The organism is Sorangium sp. So ce836, assembly GCF_028553905.1.
Lineage (GTDB): Bacteria > Myxococcota_A > Polyangia > Polyangiales > Polyangiaceae > Sorangium > Sorangium cellulosum_D.
In genome coordinates, this window is the sequence record NZ_CP102233.1 from 7,411,460 (window position 1) to 7,426,156 (window position 14,697).

Genomic DNA, 14,697 nt, shown 5'->3' on the forward strand with positions numbered 1-14,697 from the left:
CATTAAGGATCTCCTTGGGTTCAGAGAGATCCCATCGACCCCCTACGGGGAGGCGTGATGGGTACGGCGAGAAGGACGGTTGAAAGCGCTGCACGCTGCGATAAACTCCGCGCATGCATCGCCGGCGCGAGCAAAACGACCGGTTTCATGACATTCGAAAGGCAATCCTGGCGGTTGGTACCTCGCTTGACCGGCGATGAGCGGCTCGGGGGCAAACGTCCCGAACAGCCTCAAGCGTTGGTTGCAATTTGCAACCCGCGTGCCAGCTGGCGTTCTTCCTCCCTCCCGCAGCCTGTCACGCCAGCATCTCGCCTCCCGCGCAGTGCGATCGTGGAAAGCCCAGCCGGAGAGGGCTCTTTGGGGGCGTCGGATGGCTCCGTCGTTCAGCTCCGTCGCCCTACAGCTTGTCCGATGTAAGCGGGGAGCATGTCACGCTTCAGGCGTGACATGTCACGGTCGATGTCACGCTTTAGGCGTGACATGTCACGGCCGATGTCACGCTTCGGGCGTGACATGCCACGCCGCCGGCGTGTACCTGAAGACCTTCACCCGCATGTCGACAGCGGAGGCGGCAAACGGGCCCGGGCGCTGCGCGGCTCCACGGGCGCACAATCCATCTGGCTTCGAGAAGAAGAAGCTGTCCAACTTCAAGCTCGACATCATGGACCTTGCGGCTTCGGGTGCGCCTACTGCTCGAGCAACGAGGGCAACTACCTCCGCATGCACCGCGAGAAGTTCCTGGATCTCACCGAAGAGCAGATCGGCGAACGCGCCCTGCCGAGCAAGGACCCGTCGCTGACGTTCGTGTGACCCGACATCCTGGCGAACCTGAAGTCGCAGCTGGATCGCAAGGGTGACGGCTGGGGAGCGGGCCACACGCGCGTGTTCTCGATGCTGCCGGCGCGATCCCTCAACCCTGAGGGGTAGCCCGGAGACCCGCCCACTCGGCGTAAGCGCTGTATCCACCTGGAAACCCGTGGAGCTCGCCATCGTGGATCGCGGCGCGTAGGTAAAAGAAGCCGGATCGCAGCGCGAAGAAGTGTAGCGCAGTAAACCGAAAGGGTGGGGCCGCGAGCGTCGTGATGGCTCGGTCCTGGGCCGAAAGAGCGTGGTCCGGGCGGCGCCGAGCGCGCTACGGGGCGCAGCGACGTGCCGTGGGCCCATGTGTCCGTCCGGGCGTTGGTCTGGCCCGGGAGGCGCGTCGCGAGACGCTATGCGGCGTCACCGGGCGCCTTGCGGCGCAGAACGGTGCTCTTCCAGTACGGCGGCCCTCGGTTGGGAGAGCGTGCTGGGACGTCGGTCGGCTCGCCGAGCGCGGAGAGGAAGCGGGCGATGTTCCTTGGCTCGGTCACCATGGCGACGAGTTTCATCCGCCCCTTGCAAGTTGGGCACTCGAGGACGTCGATCGCAAATGTGCGGCGCAAGAGCTCGGCCCACGGCCGATAGCCGCCACGCTTGCGTTTCGAAGCGGCGTCTTCGTCCGCCCTCGTAGGCTCTTGTGGCTTCGCAGGGCGCGGTCCGATGCGCTTGCGCCATGGACTTGCCGAGGCGAGCACCCCCGCGTACTTGACGGTGTGAAAGCGCGGCGGCGGGACGCTGGCGGCGAGCCGGCACAGCAGCGAGAGCGGATCCATGTCCACCGCGACAGTCCCGTCAGCGAAGGCGCGCTTGAGCGACAGCCGCACCAGGCCGTCCTGCTGCGGCTCGACGCGCTCCTTTGCGATCGGGGGTCGGAGCACGTAACGCAGCAGCGCCTCCCTCGCTGCGGCATGGTGCGCACCGGCGCGCGTCGCTGCGTGCAAGGTGAAGCCATCGAGCGCAGCGCACAGCGGCTTGTCGTACGCGAGCGCGCTCGGAGAAGACGGCGAGAGCCCGCGGAGCCATTGCGGGGCGACGACGTGTGGCGCGACTCTCGTCCCGAGACGGCGGAGGCACAGAGCGCTGCCTCGGGCTCGTCGTCCTCCTCGACGTCGTGCTCGATCTCGAGATGCCCGTGCCGCCGGAGGTAACGGAGCATCCGCCCGACGGCGTGCTCCAGGACCTGACCGACCTCGCGCGTTCGCAGGTGACCGAGTTCGTTCCACACGAGCTCGGTGCCGCCTTCGTGATAAGCCCCGTCTAGGAAGACCACGTGCAGATGCGGATTGAGCCGCATGTCGCCGGACGTGCGTTGCACGACGGTCACCGCGCCGCTCTTGACCGCGCCGCACGCGCCTCGGCGCGCGGCGCGCTCTTCGTAGAACCGCTCCACGCTCTCGACGAAGATGCGGGTCAGCACGCCGAACAACGCCCCGTCCTGGGCGAGCCTGCGCCGCCACGGAAACGGAGACGTCACCCCCCACGGACGGTGCGCCACCTCGGGCAGGACGTCCTCGATCAGGTTCGCCGCCGTGGCACACATGCGTCGGCCCAGACACGACGGGCAGAAACCGCGTCCTTTACAGCTGAAGGTCACCAGCCGACTCTCTTCGCAGCGCTCGCACCGGAGCCGCGCGAACCCGCGGCAGAGCAGCCCGCAGTCGAGGTAGGCTTCGAGCTCCTTCTTCGCGTGCTTGGGTATCCGGACGGCGATGGCGCCGTCGTCGATGGCCCCGTACAGCGTCTCCACATTGTCGCGCACGATCTCGTAGAGCGTCGTCTTCTCGGGGCGACGGCGCTCGTAGACGACGCCCGTGGTGCGAGCCGCGCTGGCCACACGGCGCCGACACCGCACGCCGCACGCCACGCGGTGAGGGCGCGTTTTCGCCGCGAATTTCGACAACCCGCCGGGCTATCGCCCATGGCGGCGCCATGGCGGAGCGGCGGGGCGGGGGGCGGCGGGCCGCGACGCTCGCTGCCGCGGCGGCGGAGGCGCTCGCCGAGCACCCGCCTCGCGCTCGATATGTCGGCGCGCGAGAACGCAGAGCGCGAGCGGGCAGCGTTGCAGGAGGAGATCATCCGGGTGCAGCAGAGCCGGCTAGCGGAGCTGTCCACGCGATGATCCCGATCACCGAGCAGGTGATGGTCATGCCTCTCATTGGGACCATGGATGAGCAGCGTGCCAGGCACGTGCTTGAATCTGCGCTCTCTAGCGCCGAGGCGTGGTGCGCGTGCCGCCTTCGTGCCAGCATGCAGGAGCCGCTTCGCCACTCGTTTTCCCACCGCTCCCCGCGGCGTCCGCAGTTCCGCCATGGCGTCGCCATGCAGCATCGCGGCGAGAGAGGGTCGTCGCCTGCGCACGCCGCCGCGCTTGCCTCCCGGCACAGGCCTGGTGCTTGCCGGCATCACTTTCCGGATGCCTCCGGGGCGCTTCGGCACGCAACCGCCGCGCGTGGGCGATCCCAGTAGAGCCTGCGGGCACTGGCGAGCGGCAAGGCTCCGCCAGCGAGTCGACGCGAGCGGCGGGCTCGACGTTCGGCCCAAGCTTGCTCACCGCTCCGGTGCCACCGGCAGCCCGAGCAGCCGACCGATCGCCTCGTGCACGACCCAGGCTGCCTCCGCGTCCCCGAGGGCGACGGCTCGGCTCAGCGTGCCGGCGAGCGACGCAACCACGGCGGATCGAGGCGATAGATCGACCGTCGCGAGCTCTCCGGGCCCAGGGCTCGGCGGTTGGGCCGGGGTTGGGTCCATGCCTCCTGAGGGGGTGCGATCCGTCGTCACGCCCTCCCAGAATCCCTGGCGATGCGACGGATCGCGACGGTTCGCCCCCACGGATTCGTCCCGCCAGGACTTCTGAGACGACGTGGCGGAGACGGACGAAAAGTCAATAACTTCGACCTGTTCCGTCTGATTTGCGGCCGGGTCGCTCGCCGGCGTGGCCCAACGCGGACCCAACGGGCTGCCTGCAGCCACCGGGGCGCCCGCTGGGGCTGGCCGGCGTGGTCAACGACCGCGCCCGGCGCTCGGTGGTGCAGCGCGCGGACAACGGACGCCCGTTGCTCGGCGATGGCGAGCCCGCCTCCGGGCCCGCGGACATGGGATCACTTCCACCTAAACGGCCGCCCCTGCCGTTCAGCTCGGGGATCGCCTCGTCCAGAGGGGCGAAATCCCCCAAGCCGAGCTCAGCGACTTTGCGCGCCGCGCGCTTGTAGCGTGGATTTCGCGCCTAAAAATCCGATCCTGGCGCGTATCGCCGAGGCCGACGCCATCGTCGGGGCCAAGCTGCGACCGGGCGACACGAGCTTCGGCGAAGCCGATGTGCCCTTCGTCGAGGAGTGCGTCGACCGGGCACGCGCCGCAGCTCCGAGCGCGGCCATCTACGTACGGATCGATGGCGCTGGGGATTGCAGCGCCTTGATGCACGCCGTTGCTGCGAAGGGATGCTTTTTCCTGACCAAGGCGCGGATGAGCCCCGATCTGGTGGGCAGGGTCGCGTACGCCACCGGATGGCGGACCGTCGACCGAGATGCCGATGGTCGTCCTCGACGCCAGGTGACCGAGGTCCCCTTCCGGCGCCGCGATTGGCCCGATGGGGTCCGCGTCATCGCCGTACGCACACGCGACCGGGAGAATGGCAAGCAGATCTACCTTTGGGAGGGGCTCGACTACACGGTGCAGGTCTTCTTGACCAACGAGCCGGTCGAAGCGCCGGAAGACGTCGCGGCGCGGTATGACCTGCGCGCGGGCATCGAGCCGCTCATTGGCGAGCTCAAGCACGGGTGGGGATGCGGTCGCGTGCCGAGCCAGTGCTTCAACGCGAATGATGCCGCGATGCTGCTGAAGCTGCTGACGGCCAACCTGATGCGCCGCTATGTGCTGGAGCACGTTCCGCACCTGGCGAGCTGGCGAACGCCGTGGTTGCGCCGCGTGCTGATCCTCGTTCCGGGAAGGTTGGCCCGGTCGGGTCGGGGCACGACCCTGCACGTGCCGGCGTGCTCGCAGCTCGCCCGCTGGCTGAATTGAGCATGGAACCAGCCGAAATGATCGTGGTGGGTAAGGGGGGGCGTGTGCCTTCGTGACGCTCTGGGCGCAGCCAATTGTAGTTTAAACCGCATTCTCTTGGCCGAGCGCCGCTCGCACGGCACCTTCGGCTCGCTCGTGCCCCCTGGGCGCGAAATCCACGCTGAAGGCGCTCTGCGCCGGCGCGCGAAATGGCTCGACTCCGGCTGCCTCCGGGGAGGTGGTCTCATGCTGAAAGTCACGAAGAGCCTGATGGTGGGGTTGTTCGCGCTCGGAACCGTTTGTGCTGCTTCTCGTGCGCACGCATGCGCCGAGATCTACGAGGAGGACCCCGGGAGCGAGGGCTCGCCCGCGGATGCCGCCGGCGATCCCGTCGCCGCCGGCGCGCCGCTGGCCGCGTTGATGGTCGGGGTCTACGCGTCTCGCTGGAGCACGGGCGAGCCCAGGGAGGTGCGCATCGACCCACCGGGGCTCCTCGATTCGTGGGCCATCCTCGGGGTGAGCCAGGGGTTCTGGCAGTATCAGCGCCACAACCTGATCCTGTTCGAGCGGGGGGGCCGATGATACATCTATGTTCCCGCGCGGCGGGCGCTCACGCTGGCAGGCGCGAGGAGCCTCATACCTCTCGACGCGCTCGAGGAGTCGACGCGCGCGCAGGCGTCGCACGCCGGGATGACCAGGCGGATGCGCCTCGAGCACCTGCGCGGCTGCGCTCTGGACTGCGCCCCCGGCGAGGCCGGGTGGGCGGCGCTCGTCGAGCGCGCGCGCGGGGAGGCGCCGGCGCAGCCGGGCGACATCGATCTCGCGCCGCTCATCCACCGGGATCTCGTCCGGGCCGAGGGCGCCGGCCTCGTCGAACCCGCGGCCGGCGCCCTCGGCGTGCTGGACGTCATGGCCCGCTTCCTGGGGCTCGGCAGCCACGAATTCACGCTCCCACGCGTGCTCTTCGGCGGGGAAGCCGAGCAGCTTATCGCGGAGCGGCTCGGCGGCCGCACACCAGAGCACATTCGCGACGAGCTGCAGAGCGGTGCGCCTGCGCCGCGGATGAAGGCGATCCGCTGAGCTGAGCTTGACGGACGATGACCAGCCCCGCAGGGGTACAGGCCATTGCTCGCCGCCCGCCGCTCGGTTACTCAGGGAGACGGGCTCGTCCCGCCGCGCGTCGTGTCCCGCGCGTCTTCTGCGACAACGACCTTCCTCGACCAGGAGAAACCATGCCGAAGCGGCCCATTGCACTCGCCGTGAGATGTCTCGTCCTTGTGTGGGCGTTCGCGGTCCTCCTCGCCCTGCCGCGCGCCGCGCGCGCCGAGACCGTCGTCGCGGGCGGGAACATCATCAACAGGACGTGGGATCCGGCCGGGAGCCCGTACATCGTGCAGGGCGACATCATCGTCCCGGCGGGCGCCAGGCTCACGATCCAGGCGGGCACCGAGGTCCGGTTCGCGTCGAGCGACGGCCTCGGCACCGGATTGGATACGGGCGAAGTCGAGATGACCATCCGGGGCACCCTCGATGTCGCGGGCACCGCGGCGAGCCCCGTGATCTTCAGATCCCAGGCCGGAGGCGGCGCGCGGGAGTGGTACGGCGTGGTCGTCGACGCTCCCACGGCCGTGCTGACGACGAACGAGCTCGTGGTGCAGAACGCGAGCGCCGGCTTCCACGTGATCGACGGCGTGCTCACGCTGGACCGGGTCGTCGCGCACACGAACGCGTACGGCGCCGTGTTCTCGCGCAATGGCAGCGCGACGCTCACGGGCTGGACCGTCCGGAACAACACGGACGGGGGGCTCTACATCAGCTCGACGAACCGCGGCGTGAGCACCGTGTCGATCTCCGGGTCGACCATCCACGCGAACCGGGGCGCCGGCGTCGAGGTGCGTGCCGAGGCGGGCTCGCGCGCGACCGTGGACATCAAGAGCTCCATCGTGACGAACAACACCGGGCCTGGCATCGCCCGGAGAGCGGAGTATGGGACGACGGTCGCGACCGTCACGTACTCGAACGTGTGGGGGAACGGGCCAAACTACGTCAGCGTGGACCCGGGCGAGGGGGCCCTCTCGGCGAACCCGCTCTATGTGGGCGCGCCGCAGAACCTGCGCCTCACGTCGAACTCGCCCTGTCGGTTCGCGGGGGAGCTGGGGGGCGACATCGGGGCGCTGCCGTACACCGGGGATCCGACGCCGCAGCTCGTCGGCGTGCTCTGGGCCGACCTGACGCTGAACCTGGCGGGCTCGCCATACAAGGTCCCGGGAGATCTCACGGTCGCGCCCGGGGTCACGCTGACGATCGACCCAGGCGTGGTCGTGCAGTTCGAGACGAGCGACATGATGGCGTCGCTCCAGGATCTGAACAAGGCGGAGCTCGTGGTGATGGGGGCGCTGAAGGCGGGCGGCACGCCGGCGCTGCCTGTCACGATCGAATCGACGGGCACCGGCGCTCGGAGCTTCTGGGGCGTCCGGCTCGAGGCACCGTCGACGGGTAACGTGCTCTCGAACGCGGTCATCTCGGAGGCCTCGGTCGGGATCCTGGCGCAGCAGGGGCATCATGCGATCGACGGGCTCACCGTGCACACGAGCGCGTACGGCATGATCGTCTCGGGCTCGGCGTCTGCCACGGTGACCAACACGGTCCTGCGGAACAACACGGACATGGGCCTCTACGTCAGCGGGACGTCCGGCGCGACAGCGGCAGTGACGCTCACGAACGCGACCATCCACGCGAACCGGGGCGCCGGCGTCGAGGTGCGCGCCGACGCGGGGGCGGGCGCGCTCGTGGATATCAACAACTCCATCGTGACGAACAACAGCGGGCCAGGCGTCGCTCGGCGCGCGGAGTATGGGACGACGCGCGTGACCGTCACGTACTCGAACGTGTGGCAGAACGGGCCAAACTACGTCGGCGTGAACCCTGGCGAGGGGACCCTCTCGGCGAACCCGCTCTATGTCGCTGCGCCGGCGAACCTGAAGCTCCAGGAGACGAGCCTGTGCGTCGACTCCGGCACGGACGTCGGCGCGCCGGGACACGACCTCGAGGGCAACCCGCGCCCGCTCGACGGCGACCAGATCAACGGGCCGGCCTTCGATATGGGGGCGTACGAGCTGGCGCCGCCGACGGTGTGCGGCGACGGGGTCCTCGGCGCGGGCGAGGTATGCGATGACGGCCCGCGGAACGGCCAGTATGGCCAGTGCAAGGACGATTGCTCCGGCACCGGCCCCTATTGCGGCGACGGCATCACGAGCGGACCTGAGGACTGCGACGATGGCAACGCGAGCAATGAGGACGCGTGCCTGACTACGTGCGTCGCGGCGACCTGCGGCGACGGCTTCACGGAGGCGGACGTCGAGGAGTGCGACGACGGCAACGAGAGCAATGAGGACGCTTGTCTGAATACATGCTTCGCGGCGACCTGCGGCGACGGCTTCACGGAGGCGGACGTCGAGGAGTGCGACGACGGCAACGCGAGCGACGCGGATGCGTGCGTGGCCGGCTGCAAGCACGCGACCTGCGGCGACGGCTTCACGGAGGCGGACGTCGAGGAGTGCGACGACGGCAATGTGATGGCCGGTGATGGGTGCAGCGGCGTGTGCTTGTTTGAAGAGCAGGGCGGCGCGGGCGTCGGGGGCGTCGGGGGCGCCGGCGGCAGCGCGGGCGAAGGTGGCCAGGGCGTCGGGGGTGTCGGGGGCAGCGCGGGCGAAGGCGGCCAGGGCGTCGGGGGCGCGGGCGTCGGGGGCGCCGGCGGCGCCGGCGGCGCCGGCGGCAGCGCGGGCGAAGGCGGCCAGGGCGTCGGGGGCGCGGGCGTCGGGGGCGCCGGCGGCAGCGCGGGCGAAGGCGGCCAGGGCGTCGGGGGCGCGGGCGTCGGGGGCGCCGGCGGCGCCGGCAGCAGCGCGGGCGAAGGTGGCCAGGGCGGCGCGGGCGTCGGGGGCGCCGGCGGCAGCGCGGGCGAAGGTGGCCAGGGCGGCGCGGGCGTCGGGGGCGCCGGCGGCAGCGCGGGCGAAGGTGGCCAGGGCGGCGCGGGCGTCGGGGGCGCCGGTGGCAGCGCGGGCGAAGGTGGCCAGGGCGACGCGGGCGTCGGGGGCGCCGGTGGCAGCGCGGGCGAAGGTGGCCAGGGCGGCGCGGGCGTCGGGGGCGCCGGTGGCAGCGCGGGCGAAGGTGGCGGGGTCGGAGGCAACGGCGGTGAGGGTCAAGGCGGCAGCGCCGGAGACGACGAGGATGACCGCGGCTGCGGATGCCGGGTGGCAGGCGCGCCCGACTCCTCGACGGCCGAGGCCGCGCTCGCGCTCGGTGGCCTCGCGATCGCGATCGCCCGCAGGCGGCGCGCTCGCCGATCGTAGCCGCCCGAGGCCCGGCGTGAGTCGACCGGGATCACCTCAACCGAGTTGAGCATCCATCCAGCGAAGTTGGATCGGCTCGAGTACTGCGTCATCCAAGTTCGTCCCGGGATCGTCGCGGAGGGGCCGGAGCGCAGGCGGGCCTCAAAAGGGGCCCGCCTGCGCGCAGCCCCCGCGAGCGGCGACCCCGGGACGAACTTGGGCTTTCTCCCTGGCTGTAGCGAGCGTTCAGAGGAAAGCGGTAGAACGCTCCGCGCACCGAGCTCTTGAGGTAGGTGATGTCGGTGGAGGCGCGGAGCGGCGAGGGAGGCGCGGAGCGGCGAGGGAGGCGCGGAGCGGCGAGGGAGGCGCGGAGCGGCGAGGGAGGCGCGGAGCGGCGAGCGTCGTCGGACATGGGCGCGAGGCCACGAGCATCGCGAGGCCAGCGCGAGAGCGTCGTCTGATGCACCCCCGTCTCGGCCGACAGCGCCACCGCCGTCGGTCCTCCTGGGGCGAGGAGCCGTCGGGCGATTTTTCTTTTGAAGGATTCTGAGTACTCTCTCTCCTCAAAGCCTGTCTCCGCTCCCCGAAGCCGGTGCTCTGACGCTCCGTAGGCGGATCCGATCGGGCGCCTACTTCTCTGAGACGGGGGCCCTCGACCCAGATCGAAGTGGCTCCCCACGAGGAAGAACTCGCTCCCGCAGCCGCACCGGAGAACGTCGCCGTGGCGCGCGTTCGCCCAGACCTCGTCGACCGGCACGGGCCGCACCGAGAGCGCGCTGGCCAAGACGAACGAGCGACCTCGCGGCAGCAAGAAGCATACAGCCAGCCCTCGCCGGTGGAAATGTACGTCACGTCCGTCACCCAGACCTGGTTGGGCGCTTGAGCATCGAATTGCCGCTCGATCACATTCGGGGCGATCGGGCCGTTGTGCCGCGAGTCGGTGGTGCGGCGGAAGCGCCGCTTCCTCCGAGCCGCGAGCCTCTGAGCGCGCATCAGCCGCTCGACCCGTTTCTTGCCGACACGCATGCCGCGAGCACGCAGCTCCGCGTGGATGCGCGGACTGCCGTAGCGGCCACGGCTCTTGTGGTGCACGGCCCTGATCTGCACGCTCAGTTGAGCGTCGGACTTGGCCCGCGCGGACTCCGAGCGCTTGGCCCACGCGTAGTAGCCGCTGCGCGAGACCAGCAGCACCGCGCACAGCACCAGCACCGGGTAGTGCGCCTTCTCCGCGTCGATGAACTCGAACCTCACTCGTTTTCCTTCGCGAAGAAGGCCGCCGCTTTACCTAGAAAGCCTACGCTCCGGGCTGGGCACGAGGCTGGGGCAGCTCGTACCCCAGCTCGGCCAGGCGCCGGAGGTGGTACTTGGTGAGCTTGGCCGCATTGGCGCGGTCGAAATAGTCTGGCCCGAGATCCCGGTACTCCACGCCGTCGCGCAGAACGTAAAACGCGATGACCAGGATGCTGTGCGCCACCGCGGTCGCCGCTCGTTTGGGCCCACGGCGGCGCGCGATCCGGCGGTACTGCGCGCCGAGGTACGTCTTGCGTGATCGTGAGGCAGCCCACGCCGACTCCAGCAGCGTGGTGCGCAGCCAGTTGTTGCCGGTGCCGGTCGCGCCACTGCGTCGTTTCCCCGCGCTCTCGTTGTTGCCTGGGCACATCCGCGCCCAGGAGGCGAGGTGACCCGCGGTCGGGAAGCGCGTCATGTCGAGCCCGATCTCCGACAGCAGGACCTCGGCCGTCCGCTGCGCGACGCCGGGGATGGTCCGGAGCCGTTGCAGCGGCTCGCGGTGCGCTTGGCACAGGTCGACGACCCTGGCGTCGCATGCGGCGATCAGCTCGGCGAGATGGTCGATCTGCTTCAAGAGCTGCTCCAGCAAGAACGCGTGATGGCTCGAGAATCCACCGCGCAGCGCCTCGGCAAGCTGCTCGGCCTTGGGGATGAGCCGGCCCCGGGCGAGCGCCGCAAGCTTCTTCGGATCGCGCTCGCCGGCGATGAGCGCCGCGAGCATCGCGCGGCCGGACACGCCAAGCACGTCGGAGACGACGTTGCTCAGCTTGATGTTGGCGGTCTCCAGCAGCTTGCCCACGCGGTTGGCCAGGGTGGCCTTGTCACGGATCAGGCTCTTGCGATGCCGTGTGATGTCCCGCAGCTCCCGGATCGGGGCGGGCGGGATGAAGCTCGCCCGGATGAGTCCGTGCGCGAGCAGGTCGGCGATCCACTCGCAGTCCTTGACGTCGGTCTTCCGGCCCGGGACGGCCTTGATGTGCCGCGCGTTGGCGAGCAGCACCTCGAAGCTGCCCTCGAGCAGGTTGAAGACCGGCTTCCAGTAGACGCTCGTCGACTCCATCGCCACGTGCGTGCAGCCCTGCTCGGTGAGCCACTGGTGTAGCTCGAGGAGTTCGGCCGTGGTCGCGCCGAACGAACGCACCGTCGTCTTTGCGCGGCCTCGGGGCTCCTGGATCCGGACGCATGCAACGACGGTCTCCTTGTGCACGTCGAGCCCGCAGCAGCGGGCGTACAGGACCTCCATCTTGACCTCCAGCGCGAAAGGCGCCGGGGAGCGTCGCGAAGGGCGATTTTACCTGGCGTGCTCGCTCCTTGCGGAGACGGCAACAATTCGGGGTGCCTGATGCGACGCTCGGGTCCGTTTTTTTTCGGGCTCACGACACCAGTAAGCGTCGACCTTGGCCCGACGCGATCCGCGCCCGCAGTCTACCGGCTTTCATGCTTCGCGGGTGCGCCCCTGCGCATGCCCGTTTTTTTAAGATCTCGCGCTCCATCTCCAGCCGCTTCACGTCGCGGCGCAGCCGCTGCAGTTCCTCACGCTCCGGCGTCGTCAGCGCCCCCGGCGGGCCGTGGCCCGCGTCGGTGTCCGCGCGCTTGATCCAGTCGCGCAGCGCCGTCTCGGTCAGGTCGAGGTCCTTCGCCACCTGGCCGATGCTCCGGTCGCTCGCCTTCGCCAGCCGTACCGCCTCCGCCTTGAACTCGGGCGTGAACGCCCTCCTCTTTCTCCGTCCCATCCCTGCCTCCTGGTGCCGTCGGGGGTGTCGACGGAAGCGGGGGAGGACCAGGCGCTCACTCGCCCGGGAAGAGCTCCTCGGCCGTCATGTACTTCGCCCCGAGCGCTTGCGCGAACTCCCGGTCGCTTTCCATATCGCCGACCATGACCAGGTGCTCTCGCGCGAGCTTGTGGCGCTGGATCAGCGACACCCCGAGCCCCGGCAGGGGCTTGCGGCAGAAGCAGCCGACCGGAAACGCCGGGTGCCGGCAGTACGCGACCTCGGCCACGGGCAGGCCGAGGAGCTCGATCGTCCGCGAGAACGCGGCCAGGACGGCCTCTTCGGTCACCGATCCTTTCGAGATGCCGCTCTGGTTCGACACGAAGAAGAGCCTGTATCCGTCGTCGACCCAGCGCTCCAGGACCGCGCGCCGACCGGGCAGGAGCTCGACGTCGTCGGGGTCGCGCGGGTAGATTTCGCCGCTCTTCGTCTTTCGCAGCGTGCCGTCGACGTCGAGGAGCAAGCCCTTGCCCGTGAAGAGCGGATCGACGCGCCGGGCGAACGGGATCTCCTCGACCACCGAGAACCCCTCATCCGCGTGCGGCGCCTCGAAATTCGCGGCCCACCGCGAGAGCGCCTGCGGCGGCGGCAGGTTGGGATCCTCTTTGCCGAGCGCTCTCATGTCCTCCGGCCCGAGCAGCTTGCCGTAGCGCTCGAGGACGCGCAGGACGACGTTCGCGTAGGCCTCGTTGATGGGCGTGGCCAGGTACCGGCACCGGACGGGCACGCCGTGCGCGTGCGCCATCCGGAGCACCGCATAGCGCGACGCGCGCGTGCCGTACGTATTGTCGAGGACCACCCGCGTCTGCCCCGAGGAGAGCAGCTCCCCGAGCTTCTTGACCACGCCGTCGAGCGTGCCGCCGAGCTCATCGCGGTTCAGGCGCGCGTACCCTCTGGCCGTGTAGCGGGCGACCTCCGACGATTTGCCTGCCCCTTGAATCCCCATGACCACGACCACCTCGGGCGCATCGCCGGGGCCTTCTCCGGGCTCGAGCTTGCGCAGGCCGGCGAGGATCAGGGGGGGCGCGACCGAGGCCAGCGCATCGGCGGTGGGCGCAAAGCTGGTCTTCGAGAGGTCGGCTCGATCGCGCGCGCCAAAGGGGACCCGGAGCGCGCGCGAGCAGGACTCGACGCTCTCCCGCTTGGTCGCCCCGAACAGGGGAAGGACCGGGGGGCCGAGATCGAGCAGGGCCGCGAGGGCCGCCTCCTGGGGCGTGATGCTGTGCCGCGCGGCGATGGGCTTGATCGCGCGGTTCTTGAGGAGGCTATCGACCTTGGCGTGACCGCCGAGCGGCCGGTGGGCGAGGAACGGGATGCCCATTTGCCTGGCGAGCTCGAAGAGGCCTCGGGCGGCGCTGCCGCGATCGAGGACGCTCAGCTCCTCCTGGATGGCCCGCACCGGAAAGTGCCGCTCGGCCTGACGGACCTCTGCGATGGAGGTGTTGCTGAGGCCGAGGTGCTCGATGAGGCCCTCTCTCTGGAGCTCGGCGAGGGCGGCGAGGCTCTCTTCGAGGGGGGTCCTGGGGTCGGTCACGTGGAGGAGGAGCATGAAAATCCGCGAGACGCCGAGCGCCTTCAGGCTGCCCTCGACCGTGCGGCGCAGGTGGTCGCGGCTGCCGCTCGGGACCCATCGCCCTTTGGGTCGGGTGAGGCCCGCCTTGGTGATCACGCGCACGTCGTCGCGCGGGCCGGACCACGCGTCGAGCGCCTTGCGGACGAGGCGCTCTCCATAGTGGACCTCGCGGTCGGTGAGGCAGTAGGAGTCGGCGGTGTCGAGGAGGCGTATGCCTTGGTCGAGGGCAACGTGGATGACGGCGGTCGCGTCCTCTTCCGAGGGGCGCCCCTCCGTGGCCAGCCGGAGCAGGCCGAGGCCAAGGGGAACGTCGAGGTGGCCTAGGACACCGTAGGGCGAGGGGGCGGGAGTCACGGAGGCGCTGACGTAGCCAGGTCCGCGGCTCGATGCAAGCGCTGCGCCGCCTCATCGCCCACGGTGGAGGGTTCGTGGCATCACCGGTCCCACCGTACGGCCACGCTGCACGCGCTGGTTGACATAGAGAACCGTACATGACCTCCTCAGTCGGCGAGATCGCACCCGCGCAGGACGGACGCGCGCGGCCGAGGCGCGGGCCATGGGCAGTTTGGCCACGGCGGGATCCAGCCCCCCGGAATCAACCGTTCGCTGGCCACCACACGTCCCGGCGTCCCGCTGCACGGCGCCGTTGCGCTCCACGAGCCCGCTCGGTACCCTCGGGGGAAAAATGACATCCACCGCGCCGCAGGGCTGCTGCGAGAGGAGCCATGTCCAAAGTTCGGCTCCCCCTCTGACCAGAGCCCTGCCTCCCGCCGCCGCTCCCTCCGGCCCGATGAACCAACGGCGCGGCGCCCCGTCTCCCCTCCCCTCGTCTCCCCTCCCCTCGTCTCCCCTCCCCCCGTCTCCCCTCCCCCCG

9 protein-coding genes and 2 pseudogenes are annotated in these 14,697 nt (G+C 70.0%); 4 read left to right on the top strand and 7 right to left on the bottom strand.

Going from position 1 to position 14,697, the window contains the following annotated elements; translation table 11 throughout:
- Nucleotides 1-1,211 precede the first annotated feature (1,211 nt).
- From NQZ70_RS26595 to NQZ70_RS26600, 3 genes and pseudogenes are all read right to left on the bottom strand, one after another.
- The gene (locus NQZ70_RS26595) at nt 1,212-2,084 is read right to left on the bottom strand and encodes a transposase (protein WP_237245676.1); all 873 of its coding nucleotides are present in this window, start codon (nt 2,082-2,084) and stop codon (nt 1,212-1,214) included.
- Nucleotides 1,985-2,725, bottom strand: a pseudogene (locus tag NQZ70_RS53450) (transposase zinc-binding domain-containing protein); the annotation flags it as partial. The pseudogene NQZ70_RS53450 and the gene NQZ70_RS26595, both read right to left, overlap by 100 nt.
- Before the next feature lie 683 nt (nt 2,726-3,408).
- The gene (locus NQZ70_RS26600; protein ID WP_129576712.1) at nt 3,409-3,609 is read right to left on the bottom strand and encodes a hypothetical protein; all 201 of its coding nucleotides are present in this window, start codon (nt 3,607-3,609) and stop codon (nt 3,409-3,411) included.
- 462 nt (nt 3,610-4,071) lie between these two features.
- On the opposite strand from NQZ70_RS26600, the gene NQZ70_RS26605 reads away from it, so the two are divergent.
- The 4 genes from NQZ70_RS26605 (at nt 4,072) to NQZ70_RS26620 (ending at nt 9,209) form a co-directional block, all read left to right on the top strand.
- On the top strand, nt 4,072-4,881 hold the full coding sequence (locus NQZ70_RS26605; protein WP_129576713.1) for a transposase: 810 nt from the start codon (nt 4,072-4,074) through the stop codon (nt 4,879-4,881).
- Between the two features lie 225 nt (nt 4,882-5,106).
- Entirely contained in the window at nt 5,107-5,442 is a 336-nt protein-coding gene (locus tag NQZ70_RS26610) for a hypothetical protein (protein ID WP_129576714.1), read from the top strand.
- Between the two features lie 120 nt (nt 5,443-5,562).
- Nucleotides 5,563-5,940, top strand: coding sequence for a hypothetical protein (locus tag NQZ70_RS26615; protein WP_165374183.1), 378 nt, complete (start codon nt 5,563-5,565; stop codon nt 5,938-5,940).
- A 152-nt stretch (nt 5,941-6,092) separates the two neighbouring features.
- Nucleotides 6,093-9,209, top strand: coding sequence for a right-handed parallel beta-helix repeat-containing protein (locus NQZ70_RS26620; RefSeq protein WP_165374184.1), 3,117 nt, complete (start codon nt 6,093-6,095; stop codon nt 9,207-9,209).
- 225 nt (nt 9,210-9,434) lie between these two features.
- On the opposite strand, the pseudogene NQZ70_RS53455 reads toward NQZ70_RS26620, so the two are convergent.
- From NQZ70_RS53455 to NQZ70_RS26635, 4 genes and pseudogenes are all read right to left on the bottom strand, one after another.
- Nucleotides 9,435-10,448: pseudogene (locus tag NQZ70_RS53455) on the bottom strand (IS3 family transposase); the annotation flags it as partial.
- 34 nt (nt 10,449-10,482) lie between these two features.
- Nucleotides 10,483-11,721, bottom strand: coding sequence for an IS110 family transposase (locus NQZ70_RS26625; RefSeq protein ID WP_129572563.1), 1,239 nt, complete (start codon nt 11,719-11,721; stop codon nt 10,483-10,485).
- 130 nt (nt 11,722-11,851) lie between these two features.
- Complete coding sequence (locus NQZ70_RS26630) at nt 11,852-12,211, bottom strand: transposase (protein WP_129572564.1); 360 nt, start codon at nt 12,209-12,211, stop codon at nt 11,852-11,854.
- 55 nt (nt 12,212-12,266) lie between these two features.
- Nucleotides 12,267-14,177, bottom strand: coding sequence for an aldo/keto reductase (locus NQZ70_RS26635; RefSeq protein WP_129576718.1), 1,911 nt, complete (start codon nt 14,175-14,177; stop codon nt 12,267-12,269).
- Nucleotides 14,178-14,697: the final 520 nt, after the last annotated feature.